Here is a 21900-nt window from a genome sequence, read left to right as displayed (position 1 = left end):
CGATTCCGTCCCCTCCACTGCTTCGGTGTTGTGTGGTCGCTTCCAGACGTTTCAATCCACCGCCTGGGGAGAGATGAGAAAATACAAAAGACCAGCCAATAAAAGGCTGGTCTTTTATTAATGGTTGATTAGATGTATTTAAACTTCATATATAGAAGAAAATAAAAAAACTGCTCTTCTCAAGTGCATGGCACCAGAGTAAAAGCAGCCTTTTCTACTAATTCAAAATCCACAGCCATAGGGCCAGTCCAGCCAAGGTGATTAACAATGTCGGGATCGTCAGGATAACACCTGCTTTAAAATAATATCCCCACGTAATCTTTACACCTTTCCGCGACAACACATGCAGCCACAACAATGTGGCCAATGAACCGATCGGCGTCATTTTGGGACCCAGATCAGACCCAATCACGTTGGCATAGATCAACGCTTCCCGAACAATGCCTTCGGTATGGGCACCCTGGATCGCCAGTGCATTAATTAACACGGTTGGCAGATTGTTCATCACCGATGATAATACTGCTGCAATCAATCCCATGCCCACCGATGCAGCCAGCAGGCCATGCTCTGCTATGGCATCCAGCCAGCGGCTCAGATGATCTGTTAATCCGGCATTACGCAGTCCGTATACAACGATGTACATGCCTACCGAAAAAACCACAATGGACCAAGGCGCTTCCTTGACAACACGTTTCAGATCAACTGCTTCACTCTTGCGTGCCAATATGGCGAATAGCAGAGCGACGGCGCCCACGATAACCGATACCGGGATCGGCAGAAACTCACTGGAGACATAAGCTATCAAAAGCAGTGCAAGCATATACCAGGCAATACGGAACATCCGCGGATCGCGAATGGCTTCCTTGGGATCGCGAGCGGCGGAGATGTCGTAGCGATGGGGTATACTTTTACGATAAAACAGATACAGCATTCCTGTACTCGCTACAATGGAAAAGATATTGGGAACGATCATCCGCACAGCATACTCCACAAACGTAATTCCAAAATAATCGGCTGACACAATATTCACCAGGTTGCTGACAACCAGCGGCAGAGAGGTGGTATCGGCAATAAACCCGCTTGCCATGACAAATGCAAGTACCATGCGTTCATCGAATTTCAGCGCACGCACCATGGCGAGAACAATCGGAGTCAGGATAAGCGCCGCACCATCGTTGGCAAATAAAGCAGACACTGCTGCTCCGAGCAAAATGGAGTAGATAAATAATCTGCGCCCATTCCCTCCAGCGAGTCTCGCCATATGAAGTGCAGCCCATTCGAAAAATCCCGTCTCATCCAGAATTAGTGAAATCATAATGATACCGACAAATGCCAGTGTTGCATTCCATACGATGGATGCCACATCGGAGGCATCATTCAGACTGACGACACCACATAGCAAGGCAAGCACGGCTCCACCTGAAGCAGACCAGCCAATACCCAGTCCACGAGGCTGCCAGATCACCAATGTAACGGTTAATGCAAAGATTAGTATAGCTACGTATGTCATAAATCCTCCTGTACCTTCACCCTGTTACTACTATTATAAATACACCGCAATCTAAGAGAAAAACCAACGATATAGTTATACAGGGCAACAGGAGGATTGTCTATCTTTATTTTATTCTATGAACAAGTATTATCACCGGGTTATGCCTGGTCCTTGTTCTTCGGCGTATCTTCCACCATTTTGAACATGCCCAGCAGGCCTTGCAATTGTTCCGCCATACTGTTCAGATGTGCCGATGACGAGGCAATCTCTTCTACAGATGCCAGCTGCTCCTCAGACGAAGCGGACACGGATTCCGTATTCGCAGCGCTCTCCTGGGTTACAACAGAAATATCATTCATGGCTTGGGCAACACGAGCCGCCCCTTCTTCCAGCTGCTTTGTTGTTTGAGACAGATCATCGAGCGTATGGGCTGCATCTTCAACGGCCACACGAATCTGTGCGAATGACTGTCCTGAAGTATTTACTGCCTGAATGCCATCCTCTACCCGGGTCTGGGCAGCCGTCATGGCACCCATGGCGGCATCCATATCCAGACGGATATTATGAACAAGTTCACCGATTTGTGCTGCAGAGCTGCCGGATTCTTCCGCCAGTTTCCGAACCTCACCTGCGACAACTGCGAATCCGCGGCCAGCATCCCCTGCTCTCGCCGCTTCAATAGATGCGTTCAGTGCAAGCAGGTTGGTCTGTTTGGAAATGGTGGCGATGACATTAACCATGTTTCCGATTTCTGTGGACCGCGCATTCAAGGACTGAACTACCACTGCCAGTTGTTCCACCGTCTCCTGAATGCTGCTCATCTGATCCATGGCCTGTCCCGCTGCTTCATTACCGGAATAAGCTGCTCCGGATGTATTCCGCATGTTCTGCGTAATGGATTGCACACGTTCAGACATCATGCGGACATCTTCGACCATACGACTCATCTGCCCCGATCCGCCCGTCACGCTCTTCACCTGCTGCTCTGCACCTTCCGCAAGTTCCTGAATGGAAAGTGTCGAGTGCTCAATGGCTTTGGTCGTTTGCTCCGCACTCGCCGATAATTCCTGAGAGGAAGCCGATACCTGCTCCGTCGTCTCCTGTACACCCAGAATCATCATTCGAAGGTTATCTACCATCCGCTCAAAATACTTGGCGAGATCACCGACTTCATCTTTTCGTCCGGTTTCCATCTTGACCGTCAGATCACCTTTGCTCACCGCACGAGCAGACTCCTGCAGGCGCCGGATTGGACGCAGCATGGAACGTGTAAACCAGATTATGAATATTAGCGTGAGGAAAGTCGCAGCGAGAATGACGATTAAGGTTGCCATCCGAATGTCTTTACTGGCATGCGACAGCTCACTTTGGAACATCGTTCCGCCAATCTTCCAGCCCGTAGCTTCATTGGTGGAGAAAATCATCATTTTGGAATCACCATTGTAGGTGTAATCGAACGATCCCTCCTGTTCTTCAAACATGGGGTCCAAAGCCTCTGACGTTTCGTGCGTGCCAGATTCCACCACAGGTGAGGAGATATAATTTTTCTCCGGATCCATGATAATGACGTACCCTTCCTTGCCCACCTTAATGGAAGCCTGTTCGCTAAGTTCCGTTAGATCCAAAGACAGACCTACTACACCAGATTGATCTTCCAGTGTTTTGGAGATGAACACAACCGTTACTCCATCCGTATTCTTGGACACGGCTGACACAGCGGGATTACCCGGGTTGGCCATCGCCAGCTTGTACCATTCCCTCTCCCTTGGATCATAGTTGGACCCTTGTGCACTTCCGGATGTTTCTTTCCCCCTAACCATGGTCCCATCTTCAGTTCCTACAAATATATTCAACGCATCGGGATGCAATCCGACATACTGCTGTAATTTCACTTCCACTTCAGAAAGACCACTATCCTCACTAAGCATGTCCGTCCGAATGGAATCGGCAAAATAGTTGATATCGTGAATCTTCGCATTCACATGGGTTTCAATAATTGAATTCGTCGTGCTTACACTTTGTTTGGCACTATCCATCAGTTGACCTTCTACCGTGCGATCGGCAATCATCAGTGTGATCATTCCAATGATCAAACTAGGCACGAGCAATACGGCCAGAAAGGATACCAGCAATTTATTTCGTATACTCCAGACAAAGCCTTTTTTCTTGTTCTTCTTTTTTGCTTTATTATCTTTCTGTTTGACTGGTTTGGCCGCCTTTTTCGCTTGCCCTTGGTCCAGATTCTCCCCCATCTGCTTTTCCCCCTCTAAAAAGTTCAATCCTTCTTTGTTTGTATGTAGGACCCTCTCCATGTCTACCTTAACCCTTCTCTTCATACCAAATCTTCGCGATAGGGTTATCTTATATATCGGCTTAAGTTCAAATTTATTTGATTACAATAAATTACATGACATATCAAACAAGCCACTCCGCTAATTGGAAGTGACTTGTTTATATGTACACATTAAAAAGGCATTTATCTAGGCGGATGTTTGACGGTATGGGCCCTGTGGCGGCTTGGGCGACGGTTTGCCAAAGTAATATCCCTGAGCCAGCTCGATCCCTATGGAGCGACAAAAATCGAATTCCTCCATGCGTTCGATGCCTTCAGCAAGCACTCGTCCCCCGAATCGGCGTGACATCTGCACAATATCGATAATTTGCTGTTGTTTCACCGGGTCACGATCACACTGATCAATCAGACTGCGATCAATTTTGACAAAATCAGGCTCCAGCCGATTCATTAATTCGATGGTCGAATACCCTGCCCCAACATCATCCAGTGCTACCGACATTCCACGGGAACGATACACCGAAAAAATATGCTGGAGAATGGACATATGCTGGATCTGTTCCGTTTCCACAACTTCAAACACAAAATCCTTGGGATCCAGTTCCAAGCGCTCAATCGCTTCAAACGTATGGGTCAGGCAAAATTCAGGATTGTATATAGAGGAGGGCAGAAAATTCACAAAGCGCTTAACACCATGAGGCAAAAAAGCTGCACTTGTTTCGATTGCTGTGATTCTTGCGGTCCGATCCAAAAAGGAATGTAAACCCGTGTCCCGGGCAACCTCAAACAAGTTATACGGGCTAAATGGCGTGCCATTTTCGGAAGGCCGAAGCAAAAACTCGAATCCGACAATCTGTTCATTTGCATCAACAATAGGCTGCATATGACTGCTGAATTGATTGTTCAAAATAATCGATACCAGATCTGCATGCTTGAATCGAGATTTCATCATCTGAAGACTAATCCAGCCTGCTTGATCCGCCTGTTCATGAATTGGAGTTACCTGTACTGTAATCGATTCCGGGCGGATGGCTTCGAGCTTCTGTATCGCTTCCAGCCAGTTTTGTACAGATTCAACATTCGTATAGGTCATCCATATTTCTTCATCCGAATGTTCAACATGCCCACCCAACGTTCTCAGCAATTCCAGCAAAACGGGGAAAACGGGACGCAGATACAGAGTACCTTGATCCTCAATTGGATAGATTGGACTGCAGCCACTGCAATTCATGTAGAACCCCCTTGCCGGTTTATGTTTCTATTTCAATTAATGTTAAATGGTATATACCCAAAGTTTGTAAATATTATAGCATGGGTCATAAAATTAATCTCTAGTGTTTTGATGACTTCCGGTATGAACGTTTTTGCTACAGTCTTAAACATTTTTGCAGTAAAAAAGACCGCCAGTCTGTTGACTGTCGGCCTTCATGATCCGCTGAATATTAAGAAGCGGGAATTACGATTTTCTGTCCAACTTTCAATTGATGTACATTTGAAATTTTGTTGGCTGTGGCAAGCTTGCGCCAGTCCACACCATATTTCAAGCCGATGCGGTACAGGTTGTCCCCTTTTTTCACCACATATACCACTTTGCCGTTTGCTGGTTTCTCAGGTTGCGGTTCTGGTTTTGTTGTTGGGGCAGGTGTCGGTGCTGGAGCAGGCTTCGTTCCCGGTTCAGGAGTCACCGCTGCTTCTCCAGTCAATTTCAATCCATACTCGGCAAAACCTTCGTCATTCGTACCAATGAACGACATTGCCGGGTTAGCTTCAACCAGCGCTTTGGCATCCGGAGAAGACGCAAACACCACTTCAAGATCGTTCAGTGCTGCTGCAGTTACACTTGCAGAAGGCTTAATTGGTGCCAGTGACCAGTTGCCGTCCGCTGCCGGATTGATTGTTTTGTTATCACGGATATAGTCAATGATGACTTGACGGTTCTCATCCGGTGCTGCCAAAACGATACGTTTACCATCCGGATTGGCCAGTTTGGACGAAGAAGCACGATAGTTATTCGTTGCCACGATAAACTTTTGCTCCGGATCGATCGGTTTGCCATTGAAGCTCAGGTCCTTGATCCGGCTTGCCGATGCATTCACCACGGTTGCTTTGGAATCGTATTTGGCAGGCTGAGTCACATCGATTTGATACGTTACACCATCGATAACATCAAAGTTGTACGTCGGGAAATCCATGTTGATCAGCTGCTGCTGTCCACCCTTAGCCGGGTCGATTTGATTGAACTGGCCTGCAGACCATTCCAGCCATTCCTTGATTTCTGCACCGTTGACCATTACGGCATGTACCGTATTCGGATATACGTACAGATCAGCTACGTTTTTGATCGCAATGGTGCCTGCAGGGATATTCGTATAGTATGAAGCACCTGAACGACCGCCCGCTTTAAATGGAGCTCCTGCAGACAATACCGGGATATCTTCATACTCGGTTCCTTGCATGTGTTTCTCCACGTACCATTTCTGAGCATTCGTCACGATCTGAATGGATGGATCATCCTGAACCAAAGCGAAGAAGCTGTTGATTGGAGCCGTTGTCTCTCCGACCGGACCACGTACATAGTCAAGCGTACCTTCGTGCTCTTCATGAACCGCGTCGATGATCTCCTGATCTGCATCAACCAATGGCTTTTTGTTCGCAGTGTCATAGATTGGACGTGCTTCTGTCGCAGAATCTACCACTTTCCACTTGCCATCCACCAGCTCCAGATCAAGATCAATGATTCCGAGATGATCACCCCAGAAGCCTGGCTCCACTGCTGGAACGCCATTGATGGTTCCTTTTTCAAGGTCTACTCCCTTTTTGCCTTCAAAATCAGCACTTGGGAACACCTTGTGGGCATGTCCAAACAGAATCGCATTAATGCCCTCTACCTGGCTCAGATACAGCACCGAGTTTTCCATCAGATCCGTTTGAGGGATATCCTCAAAACCGGAGTGAGGAATGGCAACGATAATGTCTGCCCCTTCAGCCTTCATTTGCGGAATGAATTTCTTGGCTGTAGCAATAATATCCTTGGCAATGACTTTGCCTTCCAGATTAGCACTGTCCCACTGCATGATTTGTGGCGGTACGAATCCAATAACACCCACTTTGATCGTGTGCTCTTTACCGCTCTCATCCGTTACTTTTTTGTCCAGAATCTCATATGGTGTGAAGTAATTTTTGTCATTCGTTTCATCGTCATCACCGTCATCTACATAGACATTCGCATTAATATAAGGGAAGTTGGCGCCCTCCAGCGTCATGTCCAGGAAATCCAGACCATAGTTAAACTCGTGGTTCCCGATATTACCGGCATCATAATCGAGCAGGTTCATTGCTTTATATACAGGGTGAGTCTCACCCTTTTGAAGTGGATCGATTTTGGCTACATAGTCTCCGAGCGGATTACCCTGAATCAGGTCACCGTTGTCGAACAACAGGCTGTTCTTCGCTTCATCACGCGCTTTTTTGATCAGCGTAGCTGTTTTGGCGAGTCCATATTGATCGGTCTCTTTATCGGAGTAGTAGTCGTAGTTAATCAGATTGTCATGAATGTCCGTTGTTTCCATGATCCGCAATTTTACTTTGGCAGCATCTGCAGCCGATACAGGTACCGGAAAAACTGCAAGCACGTTTAATGCAACCAAAGCGGCAGTCAGGCTTGATAATACTTTTTTGTTCTTTTTCAAAATAACCCCTCCCGGTTATGTACATTGAATCATGCCATAGTGTGCAAACGAATAGGCGCAGAAATAGCATAGATTTCATGGGTTGTGCGTGCTGAAATCATGGTCTTCACCAGCTGAATTCAGGTTAGTTTATCTCACATGAACATCTATTCATATCTGTGCGTATCGTTTACATTCCAAATCATAACGCAATGAAGCGTGGTTGAAAAGCATTATTTTTTACATTATCCGCACATAAGAATCCAACTTTACATAATCATGCGGGATTTCGACATTATTCTCTCTTTTTTTGTTAATATATAGTTTACCAAGCGTGTTAAATACGTATATTACATAGGACTTACATATGTAACCATTTCAGCCTATTCATCAGCCAGCAAAAAACCGTGAAGCCCTGCGGCCTCACGGTTTATATGTCCATCAAGATATCTGATTATTCAGCGCTCCCACAGGGCACTTCATTTGGTTGCTTTATTGTTCCCACACCTGATGCTCATGGTCCTTGCCTGTATACTCAATACGAACTGGTGTAATATCCAAAATGACATAATTCGGATCGTTCGGTCCGTCAAACCATGCTTTCAGTTCATCATTCCACACTTCTTCGCGCAGGTTTTCATTTTTGGTCACTTCACAGGTACCTTCGATCTCAACCACTTCTTTGGAGCCACCCGCCTCATAGCCGAGCAAAAGACTGACATTAGGGTTGTTCTCAAGCTCCTCTACCTTATGCGTGCGGCGGTTCGTCGCCAAGTGGATATTCATACCATCGTTGAAAAGCGCCATATAGCGGGATTTCGGTTTACCATTTTCCACAGTTGAGAAGCTGCAAAAAGGGTTGTTTTCCAATGCCTTTACAATGTTTTGTTCGAGTTCCGTCTTATTCATGGGACATGCTCCTTCCGGTTTGGGGGTAGTATTGAAGTACATATGGGCAGCCGTTACGGTTACGGATCGTTCTTCCGATCACTGTTGTCTCTGAATTTTCTCGATTTTATTGTTGTAAGGTTATAATTCAGAGACAAACGTGACCGCTGACGCTTCTTCAGAATCGATTCCGTCCCCTTCACTGCTCCCACAACTCTTCAAATCAGAGATAGCTAAGACAAAGCATACAGGACACCTCATTAAGTACCCGTCTTAAGGGCTTCTTTTGATGTTATCGAGTAAGCATCGGCCTGCTATATATAAGTTGTTGTGACATAAAAGCCTGTACTTATAGTGTACCCACCCCACCTATGGTGAATCCATGAATCCGTTCGTAAACGTGACAATATTGGAAAGGTTATTAGTTTATATCCCCAAGATAAATCCTCGATGTTTCACGTTTCAGCAGCAACCCGCCAATCGTTTGGGGATACAAACGAACGGATGGCAGATCCCCAAGGGCGATCCATTCGACCGCGACCTGATGGTCATCCGGGTTGGTGCCTTCAAATACTGTGGCATTTACATCCTTCAGACTGCATTCGAAATAAAATTCAACCTGGTGAATGTCTGCATCCCATTCGGCAAACTCATGATTCTTCCCGATGTACTCCCGGATATGAAGCAAGTCTCCCACAGTCACCGCTTGCCCGATCTCCTCCAAACATTCACGAGCGACGGCATCCTTCAGTTCTTCCCCCTTCTCCTGTCCTCCACCTGGGAAAACATAAGCTGTACCGTATTGATCCTCCAAACGGATGACGAGCAGCCTTCCATTATGTACGATGACCGCCTTTGCGGAATTTCGTATCGGTTTCATCTGTTTATCGACTCCAATTCATTCATATGTATTGATCTCGGACGGTTCCGGTACCGATCCATTCTCAAGCATGGCCTGCAGCCGATAGAATTACCCCTTCAGCCTCAAGTAATCTGCGGATTTCTCTTGCAAAAGCAAGAGCATGCTCTCCATCACCATGTATGCATATGGTCTCCGCTGTGAGAGGAACCACTATGCCATCCGTGGACACAACGATACCTTCATTCACCATGCGCAGCACTTGAGCCAGTGCTTGTTCCGGCTGCCCAATGACTGCTCCGGTATGACTGCGGGGCGTCAATTTACCATCCGAACCGTAAGTCCGATCTGCAAACACTTCACTTATGCTGCGCAGACCGGTACGATCTGCTGCCTCAATGAGCGCGCTGCCCGCAAGACCATACAGGTATAGTTCTGGGCTCACGTTGTAAACCGCCTGAGCAATGGCTTCAGCAAGCTGTATGTTATCCGCAGCCATATTGTATAACGCACCGTGCGGTTTCACATGATGCATACAGCCGCCGTATGCTCGTACGAAGGCATCCAGTGCCCCAATCTGGTATACGACCATGTCATAGGCCTCCTGCGGGGTTATATCCATGCTTCTCCTGCCAAACCCCTGCATATCCGGCAATCCCGGATGTGCTCCAATTGCAATCTGATGCTCCATCGCCTTTTCCACCGTGGATCGCATCGTGGCTGGATCCCCTGCATGAAATCCGCAAGCAATGTTGGCCGAAGTGATCAGCGGCAAAACCGCTTCATCCCACGGCATTCGGTATATCCCATAACTTTCGCCCAGATCACAATTGATATCTACCGTCTTCATTGGCGATCCCCCGTTTCGGTCAATCTTCTGCGGATGAATGCAGCGCTCAATTGTAATCCCCGTTCCTGCTCCAGGAATAACTGCTGCGCTTCTTCATGTGTAATTGGCTGAAAAGCCACCCGAGTCCCGGGCCTTGCCTGAGCCAATACCGGTAAATCCACCCTGGCTACCTGTGCAATCACAGGATATCCACCAATGGTCTGATGATCTGCCATCAGGATGATAGGCTGACCATCTGCTGGGACCTGAACTGTGCCATAGGTTACGGCTTCCGATAACCGGCTCATGGGTTGTTCAAGCTCCAGCCTTGAACCCTCCAATCGATATCCCATCCGATCCGACTGAGGAGCAATCACATATTGTTCATTATACAATCGTTCCAGGCTTTCCCTGGTAAACTTGGAGGTATCGGCACCCGACATTACACGGATCACTGGATCCTTCTGATATAAAGGCCACTCTCTGCTGGATAGGTACCATATCGGCCCCTTTATTTTTGTCTTTTCCAGCTTCGCTTGTTCCAGCAATTGATGGAGCATGGCTCGCGCTTCCCAAGATGCCTCCGCAGCAGATATTTTATCTCCTGCCCGCAAAGCTCTGCCTTCCAAGCCACCAATACCTGTTTTCAGGTCCGTACTTCGGCTCCCCATGATCTCATTCACCGCTATCCCACCGGCAATGGACAGATATGCTCTCAATCCGGATCGACATCGCCCAAATTTCAATACACTTCCCGCCATTAACGCGACCGGACGCCACAGGGGAACGGGCTGATCACCCACGGACGCCGACAGATCTGCACCACATAGAGCGATGAGGCTATTTTCATGAAATCGAAGCTCAGGGCCCGTCATGGTTATTTCCATCACAGCTGCATTACGGCGATTATTCACCAGCATATTGGCTGTTCTTGCTGCAAATGTATCCATGACTCCACCCGGATGTACCCCATGCCGTCGATATCCGTACCTTCCCTCATCCTGAACTGTGGACAACAGGCCTGGGCGAATGACCTCCATTCTCATCCTTCGCCCTCCTTCCACTCCAAGTAATCCTGCTCCGTTATCGCTTCAAACCAGACCCGATCCCCTGCCTGGAGCAGGCTCGGCAGATCGTGTTCAGGACGAAACAGCTTCAGGGGTGTTCGTCCGATGCATTGCCAACCACCAGGAGTGGCTACCGGGTATATTCCGGTTTGCTCGCCGCCGATTCCGACGGTACCGGCTTCCACTCTCAGCCTCGGAGTTGCTCTTCGGGGTGTCGCAATCCGCTTGGGTAATCCGCCAAGGTAGGGGAACCCCGGGGCAAATCCAATCATGTGGACCAGGTATTCCCCGGATGTATGAATCGCAACAACCTCATCCGGGGTCAGTTCGTTTTCACTCGCAACATACTCCAGATCAGGCCCGAATGGACCTCCGTAGCACACGGGGATTACTATGGTTCTGAATTGATTATGTACGGAATCCTCCAGCATCTCTAACCGGGACAATATCATCCTGCACACCTGTTGATATGGAGAAACTCTATTTGTTCCTTTTCCTAAAGCCGATCGAGCCGATTCTGCAACAACTATTGGATCATAAAACAGTGCAACCGACGCGAATGATGGAACCAACTCCACCAAACCCGGAAAGGAATTTCCCTCCACCCAAGCACAAACCGAGATCACTCTGCGGTGAACTTCATCCGATATTGCATCTCCGCAACGAATCATTACCCCAGCCTCACCCAGTGGAGACAGCATCTCTTCTGTCCATTCATACTTGATTTTGCTCACGCCATCTCCCCCTATTGGTAAGTTAGGATTGATCATGTTCTATTTCGAATTCAAATGCACACTGCAATTGTATAATTCGCACGCCCAGGACCCGGCTTTCTTTTCTATTCGGGTAATTGAGGTATTGGACAACTTCGTACTAACATCAAGCGTGGGTACCAATCCTCGAAGGGTATTACGCAGAATGGCCCCATGACTGACCACAATCACTTTACCATCAGGATGCTCTTTGCATATATCCTCGATCGCAGCACTGCCACGCATCGTCCCAGCTTCTGCAGCTTCCCGTCCCAGCTCAAGAGTGCTCCATTCTGGGCCCCATTTGGCTATACGTTCTGCCTCCGTTGTTCCTTCCACCTGACCGCCGCCCATCTCACGCAGCCTTGGGTCCAGATGAATCTCACGAATACCCAGCCGTTCACTGATAATCTTCGCCGTCTCATGTGCACGCCCCAGATCACTGGCATAGATGGCATCCCACGATTCCGAACTCAGCCTTTCCGCAAGCAAAACGGCCTGTTCTCTCCCTTCCTGATCCAGTGGATTGTCCGTCTGTCCCTGAGACCGTTTCTCCTTATTCCATGCCGTGCTTCCGTGACGTATTAATGCAAACTGTGTCATAGTGTCCCTCTCTTTGTTCTATAGTAGGGTTAATCATGTTGTCGATCATTCAATCCGTGTCTAACTCATCCGCGGTAAAATGTCTGCGTTCTTTTGGTTTAGCAAACTTGCTGCCGTTGTATACCGCTGACCCATTTCTTGGTATGGAAAGGCTGGCCCATGGTGTTTCTCTCAGCATTTTGGCTGCATAAATAATTTGTCCCACATGATACGGATAATGCGCCAATTGCCGTGTAATAGCCTCCATGATGGTATGACCTTCATTGCGAATGTATATGATCTGTGAGAGTTGTTCCGGTGCAAAAGAACGAATGGCATTCAGCAGGCAGTTCCAGCCTTCCTCCCACTTGCCCATCAGTTCTTCTCGTGTGGAGATGTCATTGACGAATTCCGCGTCTCGCGCCCGCCAAGGCTTTTCACCATCGCTTGTGAGCACATCCGTCCAGCGGGATAACATATTGCCCCACAGATGCTTCACAATAACGGCAATGCTGTTGGTATCCTCATGCCATGCCTGAAATAATTGCTCCGTCTCCAGCTGCTCCATGGCCTTCTCTCCAAGCTGCTTATAATACAGAAATTGCTTCTCGGCTGTCTCCAGAAATACCTGATTCATATTCATATCCAATTGGCCAACACCTTTCTATATCCATAGTGAGTGCAAGGCTTGCTTTATTCGGGAAATACCAGTACGCCTTCTTCATTCGGCGGAAAAGGAATCACTTTTTTCACCGCATCGAGATTAAGCTCTCCATAAATATGAGGAAAAAGTTCATTTAACTCATACAGGTCTTCATATACGAGTTCTGGCTTCAATGTTTTTTCATCAATACCCAGCAGCAGAAGATCCGTACGCCCTGCATAATATTGCGCAGCTACCCATGGAATCTGCTCTTTGGTAGAGCAATGAATGAATCCATCCGTGTCCAGACTATCCGGTGCATACACGCTCTCCTTGGATACCTGTTTCCATACCGATTGAGAAATAATGCTGTAGATCATTGCGCCGCCTCCTTATCAATCTCTTCTATGTATCCTGTGTATCATTGCAAGTATTATAGATCATCCCGGATACGGGAGTACAATTTTTGATCCGTGAACACGCCTTTGATCTTCAATTGCTTGCGAAGCAGGCCTTCATACGACATGCCCAGTTTCTCCATAACCCGCGCCGAACCGATGTTGCCAGCATTGCATCTGCCCTCCAGCCGGTTGCAGTCCAGTTCCTGAAAGCAGTAATGAACAATGGGCTGCATCGCTTCTGCAGCAATCCCTTTATTCCACTCCGTGCTTGCAATGGCATATCCCAGTTCAGCACTCTGCATAAGTTCATTAAAATGAAATATTCCCCCGCGGCCAATCAGGCGCCCCGTGTCTTTGCGAACAAATCCCCATAGATACACCGATTTCTTTTCATAATTGTCCAGGGCCCGTTGGATGTATTGAACGGAGTCATCCACCGTCTCATGGCAGTTCCACAGACTTTGCTCGCTCACTCTGGGGTCGGAAGCAAATGCATAGTAATCCTCCGTATCATCTAATGTAAGACGTCTGAGCAGCAGCCGTTCCGTTTCAAATTCTGGCGATTCCGCGAATAACTTTTCAATGTTCATACGAACTCCTCCTATTGCTCAGGAAATAATGGTCTATTACGAACGTGGACAGAATCCCTGCTGTATATCTGACGAGATCTATGACAAGAAAACCGTGTCCCAAAATCAGGGCACCCAACATGGTTGAACGCACCTCATTGAGCCATGGCATCTGAATCATTTGCGAGAATTCTATTCCCCAGCTAAACACAAAGCTCAATAGGAAAGCCCAAGCCTTACTTCGCCTGATCCAAACCATCCGAAATCCGAAATAGATCATGCCTGCCCACAAGGCATCTCCAGCATGTTCATGTAAGAAAACAGGCAGCATATCCCCATAGCGACGGGATGCCAGCCCAGCTGCCATGGTAATGACTAACGCAATAAAGTACATATGTCTTCCTCTGATCAACATCACCTTCTCTAATGCTTACGATCCATCGGATCTCCATTTGAACTTATAATTGTAGCTTTCATGCGGGTCACGTCCTCTCCGTTTTTATTTCTGGGCCCGCGCAGGTAAGCCTCTTAGTTCCGGTGACTTCGTATTTTTGTATCTAAAAAGGGACGTATATTCTACGCCCCTCTGCTGTCTGTCTCTATGATGTAAAATGCTATGTTATACGCTGGTTTGAAATAAGCTTTATTTTACCGTTACCGGTATCGTCACTTTCTTGTTGTTCCACTTGGCGGTTATGCTCGTTTTGCCTTTACCTACAGCCACCACTTTGCCGTTAGTTACGGTAGCTACGCTCGGTTTCGTACTGCTCCAAACTGCATTGTTGGTAACCACCGTTGTTTTGCCTGTATCATACTGCGCCATAACGGTTAGCGTTGTGCTTCCCTGCGGGGATAACACCAGCTTCTTCTGACCTGTAATCAACTTTTTGAGCAATGGAACAACCGTAACTTCTGTCTTTATTGTCTGATCTTGGTAGGTTCCTGTCAAGGTTGCATTTCCTTCAGTTAGCGTTTTGACCGTCCCGTTTTTAACGGTAGCCACTGCATTGTTCGATGAAGTCCATGTCACCTGTTTCGACAGATTAATTGTTTTTCCGTTGGCATATGTACCAATGACCTTCAATGCTTTGGATTTCTTGATGTTCAACTGCATTGCAGTAGGAGTAACTTCCACTTTGGTAATAATGTCGGTAATGGCGACAGGCACCTTGACTGTTTCCGAGCCGTATTTGCCTTGCAACAGCACCCGGCCAGGCGTATTACCTTTGATCTTGCCGTTTTCCACGACAGCTGCTGCATTCGAAACGCTCCACACGATCTCTGATGTTACATCTTCTTCCTTGCCGCTCGCACGTACAATGCTGACTTTGGGCAGTGCACTTTCACTGCCTTTGACAAAACTATAGGATTTGGGCGATGCCTTGATGCTTTTGATTTTCTCGGAAACCTGGACAACAAGCTGCGCCTTGGCCCCATCGACTTCAGCATGAATCGTTGCCTCACCCACTGCTACTGCCTTTACTTTACCTTTCACAATGGTTGCAACTGCTGCATTACTCGTAGACCATGTAACCCCAGCAGTCACATCCTGCTTGCTATCAAACCCTTCAACTTCTGCCATCACCTTCAGCGCAGCCGTCTGTGACACACTTAACTTCTGCGGGCTGCTGTTGGTAATTTCAATGGAGGTCACATCACCCGTAGCCGCCAGAATGTGTGATGGAGCCAAGATGGCACATACCATGATCAGTGCAAGCATTCCTCGTAGTGTTCGTTTAACTCTTTTCATTGTAATCTTCCATCTCCCATAACCCAATATTTTACTTCTATTATATTATATCGGAGATTGAATGCATAATAATGAATATTATAGTGCCAGGATGGTCAAAAGAAGTGAGATTCGACATTTTACCGATGAACCTTAACCAACCAAAGCTATACGCCATTTACATTGAAAAGACAGAAACAGAACCTTTTGGGAAAGGAGCTCCGTTTCTGTCTTGCTACCAACTTATACTTTACGGTTACTCTTCACTTTGAAGAGGCAATGTCAAATATTCAGCCCCACCCATATAAGGCTGGAGAGCTGCCGGAATGCGAATGCTTCCATCCTCCTGTTGGTGGTTCTCCAAAAGTGGAATGAGGATCCGCGGCGATGCCACGGCCGTATTGTTGAGCGTATGGCAGTACGCTAGCTGACCTTCGGCATTGCGGCAGCGAATATTCGAACGACGTGCCTGGAAATCATGCAGGTTTGACGACGAATGGGTTTCCCCATAAGCGCCCCGGCTCGGCATCCATGTCTCAATATCGTATTGTTTATACGTTTTCTGCGACATATCGCCTGTACATACCGCCACGACCCGATAAGGCAGTTCAAGCAGCTGCAGCAATTCCTCTGCATGTCCGGTAATTTCCTGCAGCATCCGCTCCGATTCCTCTGCATCCGGTGCACAGAGAATGACCTGTTCGACTTTCGCAAACTGATGCACCCGGTACAAACCTCGTACATCCCTTCCGCCTGACCCAACCTCACTGCGGAAACAGTTGGATACGGCAGCCAGTTTGATCGGCTTCTGTACATCTACAATCTCATCGGCATAGTACGATACGAGTGGTACCTCGGAGGTGCCGACCAGCCACTTGTCCTCACCTTCCAATTCATAGACCTGATCGCGTCCTGTCGGAAAAAATCCCGTGTTTACAAGTGCATCCTCTCTGACCATTAGAGGCACTTCCATAGGGGTGAACCCTTGCCGCAGCAGCAGATCCAGTGCGAGCTGCTGTACTGCCCGGTGCAGCAGCAGCCCTGCTCCTTTTAGCACATAGCTTCGTGTCCCGCCGATCTTCACCCCGCGCGGAATGTCAATCAGATCATGAAGCTCCCCGAGCTCCACATGGTCCTTGGCTGTGTAAGCGAATGTCGGTGTTTCCCCCACACGTCGCAGCTCCACATTATCCTCGTCCGATGCTCCAATCGGCGTATCCGGTGATACGACATTAGGCACCAGCCATTGCAGCCGGGTCACTTCCTCCTGCACCTCCGCAAGCTTCGCTTCGACCTGTTCCAGCTTCTCATTCAGCTGTTTCACCTGAGTTCTTAATCCTTCGGCCTGTTCACGGTCCCCGGATTGCATCCATTTTCCGATATCCGCTGATAAGGTGTTCCGCATCCTGCGTCCTTCTTCTGTCTCCTGCAAAAGCGCTCTGCGTTCCTCATCCCGCTCCAGCAATGCACGAATGCTAATATTAATTTTCTTCCCGTCTGCCGCCGCCTGCACTTCATCTGCATGGGCCCGAATCCACTTCATGTCCAACATGGTCACCGTCTCCTTTGGCTAAAAAAATGCAAAGAGCGCCCTCATCCCTTGGGACGAGGAGCGCTCTGCTCGCGGTGCCACCCAACTTGCCGAATCAGGATACCCTGTTCCAGCCTCTTGGTCCGCGATAACGGGCGGTTCCGGTTAACTTGGGGATGGATTCGCTCCCCTGGCGATAACGCCTCCGAGTTGGATGCTCTTCAACGGCATGGTTCCGATCTGTAATTGTTGTGTCTCAGTATATACGAACCATGAACCACTTTGCAAGTCCTACCAAATCCTTACATATGCTGTTATGATAGACTTGTTTGCACTCGGATGAATGGTCCGAAGTAGCTGACTTCAAATTGTACATAGGGTATAGAAGGAGTTTTCCATGAAAAAATTGTTATGGATCGGCTGTCTGTCCTACTTTCTTATCGGACTTGCACACGTGGTCCTCGGTTCCATTCTGCCTGTCGCACTAGAACATTATGGCAAAGATTACAGCCAGGGAGGAACACTGATCTTTGCCCAATTTGCCGGATTCTTGGGCGGTGTACTGTTGTCCCCTCCGTTAAATCGTCGCTTTGGCAAACGCGGCGGGTTACTTATCGCTGCAGCTCTGCTATGCATTGCAGAGTTATCCTATATGCTGCTGCCTCCCTGGGGCTTTATGTTCGTCATTGCACCCGCAGCCGGTTTCGGATTCGGCATGATTGAAGCCGTAATCGGTACGATCATCATTGCCGCCATCAAAGAAAATACCGCAGTTGCGATGAGCAAACTTGAAGTATTATTCGGCATCGGAGCCATGGTCATGCCGCTTATCGCCAGCGGTCTGATCTCGGCAGGGTACTGGCGCATGTCCTTCCTCGTCGTTGCCGTCTGTTCAGCACTAACATTCCTCTTCTGGGCCAAAATGTCATTCGGGGAGCTGGATCATGCACTCAGCAGGCACCAGCCAGATGCCGCTGCTGGACATATCCATGCTGTGGAATCATCCGATGGTGAGTCTCCTGCAGGTAGTGGCACAACCAGTTCAACCTACCGAGGCCGTAATCTGGCCCTGATGATCTTATTTGTTGTATTTTTCTTTCTCTATGTCGGCACGGAGATGAGCCTTGCCAATTTCATGCCTGCCATTCTGATTGAAAAAATGAACATGAAGGAAGCTGGGGCAACACTTAGTGTTACCTGCTTCTGGATTGCGATGTCTGTTGGAAGACTCTTCGCCGGATATATCGCTGAAAAGTTTCAGTATCGCGTGTACATTTTATACAGCTGTCTGGCAGCTGTGCTGCTTATGGCCATTTTCCCGTTCACCAACCAGATCTGGTCTGCTTTTCTAATTATTCTCCTGCTTGGGCTGGCGTTTTCGGGAGTTTTCTCCATTGCTCTCGTTTTTGCCAGCAAAATGCTGCCAGGAACAGAAGAGTCCACCCCAAGTATCCTGATTGCATCAGGCGGAGTTGGCGGCGCCATTCTGCCTCTGCTCACCGGTTGGAGTCTGGATCATCTGGACGTCAATCAATCCACATGGATGCTCGCGCTGTTTACTGCAGGTCTGCTTGTAATCAGCTTGGTTGCTTATCAGTGGCAGAACAGACAACGTGCAGCTTCCGTTTGATCACCGTCTTGCGTTCGTATTAAATTCACCAATTAGCTTTAATGTAAAGTGGCTCCGCAGCATATGCTTTGGAGCCCTTTTTGCTTCAATAATCGTAATGAAGACTGAAACTCATGCAGTTCAATGGTCTACATCATGATTGCCCAGGAAATAGTTTGCGGCAGGTTATTTCATTTCTGGAGAAAGAAATACTAGCATTAATTAATGAATTACATTCATCAGGTTTACTAAGCTTCATTGTTGATCAAGGGAGCCACCACTTCTTTCCCTTTAATAAATGTGCGGAATACATAGCGAACAAGGGGCCCAATAATGAGAAGCTGCAGCGGAAGGGCCAGGCTAAAGTTACGAGTGATGGTGTGAAGATAGGTTTCGAGCAGCGATTCCCCCTCCAATTGATTCGCAAAATAAGATGTAACCATACCGTACAAGGACATGATCAAAACCATGCCAACAACCATGCAGCAAGATATGGCCACAATACCGAGAAGCTTGTTGGACTTGTCAAACGGCAGTGAAAAAGCAACTTTCTGGGCTGCCGGGCCGACAATAAAGGATTCCACCAGGAAAGCAACGGCAAAACACAAAACAAACTGAAACAGTAATTCAAGTGGGGATAATCTACCGATTAATCCGTTGTAAATCAGGTTAAAGGACATCATCACGATGACCATTCCTGTACACATCATCAAGCCAAAATAAATATGTTCTTTCTTCGTGGTTGGCAACTCTCTCTCATCCTCTCTGTTTACTCTGCCAATTATAAAGATCGCGAATATCTCCACATAAGTGAACATTCTGTGAATTCGATTTAAATCATATTTGACAACTCGGAATTAGGAATCTATCATATCCCTTAATATGTAAGAAACGATTTTCTGAACTTGGGAGGTTTTTATGATGGGTTTTCAAAAGCGTATTGACCATATCGGCATTGCTGTACGTGATCTGGACACTACACTGCGTTTCTATACGGAGATTGTAGGACTCGAATTGAAAGACCGGGTAACTCACACGAACGGTGTCATTCAACTCGCTTTCCTTGGCTTCAATGGTAGTGAGGAAACGGAGATTGAGTTGATTCAGGGATACAGTGATAAGCTGCCTTCCGAAGGAACGGTGCACCATTTCGCCATCCACGTGGAGGACCTTGATGCGGAATATAAGCGTATTCAGGCTACGGAGGCCGAGTTTATTGACGGGGAGATCATTACGCTGCCCAATGGCTATCGCTATTTCTTCATCTATGGACCGGAGAAGGAATGGATTGAGTTTTTCCAGCGCTAATTACGTGATCAAAATCAAAGTTCAGTAAATCAAGCATGTACCGGTCTGCCTTCAAACAAAGATCGATTCCGATCTGCTTATCCTTCCTGATATTCGATACACTCCCCAAAGCAAATTCCCCTTGGCTATTCCATCCAGTTCCTGACTGGACACATTCCGACCTCTGGCCTATAATTACACCTAGTAATGCCCGTAACTTCATAGTTTCCCAGGGGAGTCGGAATTGGCCGGCTGAGAGTGTATCCCATCAAGATGCTAACCCTTAGACCTGATCTGGATCATGCCAGCGTAGGAATCGGAGTATATCGAATTGGCCCAGCCATGTGCTGTAGCCACCTCTCTAACGCCTGCACGCGTCCCGGATTACGGGGCGCTTTTTTTGATGGTATCTTTTTGACACAAAAAGTACGTCATCCGGATCATAGCTGGTATAAATCGAAGGATTTATGCACCATGCTTGGATATGAAGCCAAGGAGTACCCCGCGCCACTGGCCGGACCATATGAAGGAGAGAAAACAAGATGAAATGGCGTAAAATGATCGGACTCCTGCTCTTGTGTGTGACACTGGTCACCGTCGCTGCATGCGGCAGCAAGGAAGCAGCGCCTGCAGGACAGAACGGCAGCACCAACACTGAAAACAGCAGCGAAGGTGACAGCGCTGCATTGAAGGATGTTAAAGTCGTGCTCGACTGGACACCCAATACGAATCACACCGGGCTTTATGCCGCCGTGGATCAAGGATTTTATCAGGCAGAAGGCTTGAATGTCGAGATTGTGCAGCCGGGAGCCGGCGGTGCGGATACAATGGTAGCCTCAAACGAAGTTCCTTTTGGGGTAAGTTATCAGGAGAGCGTAACACAGGCCCGTACACAGGACGTTCCGCTCGTCTCCATTGCAGCCGTCATTCAGCATAATACATCTGGATTCGCCGCTCCGGTGGACCGAAACATCAAATCACCCAAGGATTTCGAAGGCAAATCCTATGGAGGCTGGGGCTCCCCCGTTGAAGAAGCGGTTATGCAGTCCATTATGGAAGGCGAAGGTGCCGATGTGTCCAAGGTTAAAAATATCAACATGGGCGACGCCGACTTTTTTACCGCAGTGAAACGGGACATTGATTTTGCATGGATTTTCTATGCATGGACCGGCATTGAGGCCGAGCTGCGCGGAGAACCCTTCGACATGCTGTATGTGAAAGATTATTCCGATGCGCTGGACTATTACACGCCTGTACTCGTGACGAACGAGCAGACCATTCAGAATGACCCAGAGCTGGTGAAGGCGTTTATGAAGGCTACTTCCGAAGGGTATCAATATGCGATTGATCATCCCGAAGAAGCCGCAGACATTTTAATCAAGGCTGTACCTGATCTCGATAAAGACCTTGTGGTGGCAAGTCAGAAATGGCTGAGCCCGAAATACAAGGATGACGCTCCGCGCTGGGGTGAGCAAAAACAGGAAGTGTGGCAGAATTACACGGACTGGATGTTCAGCAAAAAACTGCTTGATGAGCAGATTGATGTATCCCAAGCCTATACAAACGATTTTTTACCCCAATAAAATACAATTATATAGTCGACTTTTATGTACACCAGAACGAAGAGTGCAGAACCCATCTGTAGAAACAAAGTGGTCGCCTAATAGCTTTCTGAAAGAAAGCTCCTTCGGAAGCATATGC

The 21900-nt window shown here is 47.8% G+C and carries 20 protein-coding genes and 1 riboswitch; of the genes, 3 read left to right on the top strand and 17 right to left on the bottom strand.

Features of this window, described 5'->3' with window-relative positions; translation table 11 throughout:
* Positions 1-217 precede the first annotated feature (217 nt).
* The 16 genes from CHI14_RS23205 to serS all read right to left on the bottom strand — a co-directional run bounded on the left by CHI14_RS23205 (position 218) and on the right by serS (position 17324).
* Positions 218-1510: an arsenic transporter gene (locus tag CHI14_RS23205; RefSeq protein WP_095291711.1), complete on the bottom strand. Its 1293-nt coding sequence runs from the start codon at positions 1508-1510 to the stop codon at positions 218-220.
* Between the two features lie 140 nt (positions 1511-1650).
* Complete coding sequence (locus CHI14_RS23200) at positions 1651-3744, bottom strand: methyl-accepting chemotaxis protein (protein ID WP_095291710.1); 2094 nt, start codon at positions 3742-3744, stop codon at positions 1651-1653.
* Positions 3745-3972: 228 nt separating this feature from the next.
* Positions 3973-5016, bottom strand: a complete 1044-nt coding sequence (locus CHI14_RS23195; protein WP_095291708.1) for an EAL domain-containing protein — start codon at positions 5014-5016, stop codon at positions 3973-3975.
* Positions 5017-5227: 211 nt separating this feature from the next.
* Positions 5228-7474, bottom strand: coding sequence for a bifunctional 2',3'-cyclic-nucleotide 2'-phosphodiesterase/3'-nucleotidase (locus tag CHI14_RS23190; protein ID WP_095291707.1), 2247 nt, complete (start codon positions 7472-7474; stop codon positions 5228-5230).
* A gap of 471 nt (positions 7475-7945) precedes the next feature.
* A complete protein-coding gene (locus CHI14_RS23185) occupies positions 7946-8362 on the bottom strand; it encodes a pyridoxamine 5'-phosphate oxidase family protein (RefSeq protein WP_095291705.1) in 417 nt (138 codons plus the stop codon).
* A 400-nt stretch (positions 8363-8762) separates the two neighbouring features.
* Positions 8763-9221, bottom strand: coding sequence for an NUDIX domain-containing protein (locus tag CHI14_RS23180; RefSeq protein WP_095291703.1), 459 nt, complete (start codon positions 9219-9221; stop codon positions 8763-8765).
* Between the two features lie 64 nt (positions 9222-9285).
* Complete coding sequence (locus CHI14_RS23175; protein ID WP_095291701.1) at positions 9286-10050, bottom strand: LamB/YcsF family protein; 765 nt, start codon at positions 10048-10050, stop codon at positions 9286-9288.
* Positions 10047-11075 carry a 5-oxoprolinase subunit C family protein gene (locus CHI14_RS23170; protein WP_095291699.1) on the bottom strand — a complete coding sequence of 343 codons (1029 nt, stop codon included), beginning with the start codon at positions 11073-11075 and terminating at the stop codon, positions 10047-10049. Before CHI14_RS23170 ends, CHI14_RS23175 begins: the two co-directional genes overlap by 4 nt.
* Positions 11072-11797 (bottom strand): 5-oxoprolinase subunit PxpB, encoded by a 726-nt coding sequence (pxpB, locus tag CHI14_RS23165; RefSeq protein ID WP_095291807.1) that lies wholly within the window; start codon positions 11795-11797, stop codon positions 11072-11074. The genes CHI14_RS23170 and pxpB overlap by 4 nt, the downstream gene beginning before the upstream one ends.
* A gap of 72 nt (positions 11798-11869) precedes the next feature.
* Positions 11870-12451, bottom strand: coding sequence for a histidine phosphatase family protein (locus CHI14_RS23160; protein ID WP_095291698.1), 582 nt, complete (start codon positions 12449-12451; stop codon positions 11870-11872).
* A 49-nt stretch (positions 12452-12500) separates the two neighbouring features.
* The gene (locus tag CHI14_RS23155) at positions 12501-13073 is read right to left on the bottom strand and encodes a DUF1572 family protein (protein ID WP_095291805.1); all 573 of its coding nucleotides are present in this window, start codon (positions 13071-13073) and stop codon (positions 12501-12503) included.
* A gap of 50 nt (positions 13074-13123) precedes the next feature.
* Entirely contained in the window at positions 13124-13453 is a 330-nt protein-coding gene (locus CHI14_RS23150; RefSeq protein ID WP_095291696.1) for a DUF952 domain-containing protein, read from the bottom strand.
* A gap of 53 nt (positions 13454-13506) precedes the next feature.
* On the bottom strand, positions 13507-14064 hold the full coding sequence (locus CHI14_RS23145) for a GNAT family N-acetyltransferase (RefSeq protein WP_095291695.1): 558 nt from the start codon (positions 14062-14064) through the stop codon (positions 13507-13509).
* The gene (locus CHI14_RS23140) at positions 14054-14437 is read right to left on the bottom strand and encodes a ribosomal maturation YjgA family protein (RefSeq protein ID WP_249281215.1); all 384 of its coding nucleotides are present in this window, start codon (positions 14435-14437) and stop codon (positions 14054-14056) included. The genes CHI14_RS23145 and CHI14_RS23140 overlap by 11 nt, the downstream gene beginning before the upstream one ends.
* A 249-nt stretch (positions 14438-14686) precedes the next feature.
* Entirely contained in the window at positions 14687-15793 is a 1107-nt protein-coding gene (locus CHI14_RS23135) for an Ig-like domain-containing protein (RefSeq protein WP_095291692.1), read from the bottom strand.
* Positions 15794-16028: 235 nt separating this feature from the next.
* Complete coding sequence (serS, locus tag CHI14_RS23130; protein WP_095291690.1) at positions 16029-17324, bottom strand: serine--tRNA ligase; 1296 nt, start codon at positions 17322-17324, stop codon at positions 16029-16031.
* A gap of 376 nt (positions 17325-17700) precedes the next feature.
* Between serS and CHI14_RS23125 the strand changes: the two genes are divergently transcribed.
* Positions 17701-18933, top strand: a complete 1233-nt coding sequence (locus tag CHI14_RS23125) for an MFS transporter (RefSeq protein ID WP_095291689.1) — start codon at positions 17701-17703, stop codon at positions 18931-18933.
* A 227-nt stretch (positions 18934-19160) separates the two neighbouring features.
* Here the strand turns inward: CHI14_RS23125 and CHI14_RS23120 are convergent, their stop codons facing one another.
* Positions 19161-19661, bottom strand: a complete 501-nt coding sequence (locus CHI14_RS23120; protein WP_095291687.1) for a DUF2798 domain-containing protein — start codon at positions 19659-19661, stop codon at positions 19161-19163.
* A gap of 172 nt (positions 19662-19833) precedes the next feature.
* On the opposite strand from CHI14_RS23120, the gene CHI14_RS23115 reads away from it, so the two are divergent.
* Together CHI14_RS23115 and CHI14_RS23110 are read left to right on the top strand one after the other, a co-directional pair.
* Positions 19834-20220: a VOC family protein gene (locus CHI14_RS23115; protein WP_095291685.1), complete on the top strand. Its 387-nt coding sequence runs from the start codon at positions 19834-19836 to the stop codon at positions 20218-20220.
* Between the two features lie 200 nt (positions 20221-20420).
* Positions 20421-20533, top strand: a riboswitch (TPP riboswitch).
* Positions 20534-20741: 208 nt separating this feature from the next.
* On the top strand, positions 20742-21782 hold the full coding sequence (locus tag CHI14_RS23110; protein WP_095291684.1) for an ABC transporter substrate-binding protein: 1041 nt from the start codon (positions 20742-20744) through the stop codon (positions 21780-21782).
* The last annotated feature ends 118 nt before the right edge of the window (positions 21783-21900 follow it).

Source organism: Paenibacillus sp. 7516 (assembly GCF_002272715.1).
Lineage (GTDB): Bacteria > Bacillota > Bacilli > Paenibacillales > Paenibacillaceae > Paenibacillus > Paenibacillus illinoisensis_A.
The sequence above is the reverse complement of the archived record's forward strand: the minus strand, read 5'-3'. Positions and strand labels throughout refer to the sequence as shown.

Bases quoted from the DNA above. Each gene is read 5' to 3' on its own strand.
- CHI14_RS23205 (WP_095291711.1), bottom strand. From the start codon at position 1,510: ATGACATACGTAGCTATACTAATCTTTGCATTAACCGTTACATTGGTG.
- CHI14_RS23200 (WP_095291710.1), bottom strand. From the start codon at position 3,744: ATGGGGGAGAATCTGGACCAAGGGCAAGCGAAAAAGGCGGCCAAACCA.
- CHI14_RS23195 (WP_095291708.1), bottom strand. From the start codon at position 5,016: ATGAATTGCAGTGGCTGCAGTCCAATCTATCCAATTGAGGATCAAGGT.
- CHI14_RS23185 (WP_095291705.1), bottom strand. From the start codon at position 8,362: ATGAATAAGACGGAACTCGAACAAAACATTGTAAAGGCATTGGAAAAC.
- CHI14_RS23180 (WP_095291703.1), bottom strand. From the start codon at position 9,221: ATGAAACCGATACGAAATTCCGCAAAGGCGGTCATCGTACATAATGGA.
- CHI14_RS23175 (WP_095291701.1), bottom strand. From the start codon at position 10,050: ATGAAGACGGTAGATATCAATTGTGATCTGGGCGAAAGTTATGGGATA.
- CHI14_RS23170 (WP_095291699.1), bottom strand. From the start codon at position 11,075: ATGAGAATGGAGGTCATTCGCCCAGGCCTGTTGTCCACAGTTCAGGAT.
- pxpB (WP_095291807.1), bottom strand. From the start codon at position 11,797: ATGCTGTCTCCACTGGGTGAGGCTGGGGTAATGATTCGTTGCGGAGAT.
- CHI14_RS23160 (WP_095291698.1), bottom strand. From the start codon at position 12,451: ATGACACAGTTTGCATTAATACGTCACGGAAGCACGGCATGGAATAAG.
- CHI14_RS23155 (WP_095291805.1), bottom strand. From the start codon at position 13,073: ATGAATATGAATCAGGTATTTCTGGAGACAGCCGAGAAGCAATTTCTG.
- CHI14_RS23150 (WP_095291696.1), bottom strand. From the start codon at position 13,453: ATGATCTACAGCATTATTTCTCAATCGGTATGGAAACAGGTATCCAAG.
- CHI14_RS23145 (WP_095291695.1), bottom strand. From the start codon at position 14,064: ATGAACATTGAAAAGTTATTCGCGGAATCGCCAGAATTTGAAACGGAA.
- CHI14_RS23140 (WP_249281215.1), bottom strand. From the start codon at position 14,437: ATGTACTTTATTGCGTTAGTCATTACCATGGCAGCTGGGCTGGCATCC.
- CHI14_RS23135 (WP_095291692.1), bottom strand. From the start codon at position 15,793: ATGAAAAGAGTTAAACGAACACTACGAGGAATGCTTGCACTGATCATG.
- serS (WP_095291690.1), bottom strand. From the start codon at position 17,324: ATGTTGGACATGAAGTGGATTCGGGCCCATGCAGATGAAGTGCAGGCG.
- CHI14_RS23125 (WP_095291689.1), top strand. From the start codon at position 17,701: ATGAAAAAATTGTTATGGATCGGCTGTCTGTCCTACTTTCTTATCGGA.
- CHI14_RS23115 (WP_095291685.1), top strand. From the start codon at position 19,834: ATGGGTTTTCAAAAGCGTATTGACCATATCGGCATTGCTGTACGTGAT.
- CHI14_RS23110 (WP_095291684.1), top strand. From the start codon at position 20,742: ATGAAATGGCGTAAAATGATCGGACTCCTGCTCTTGTGTGTGACACTG.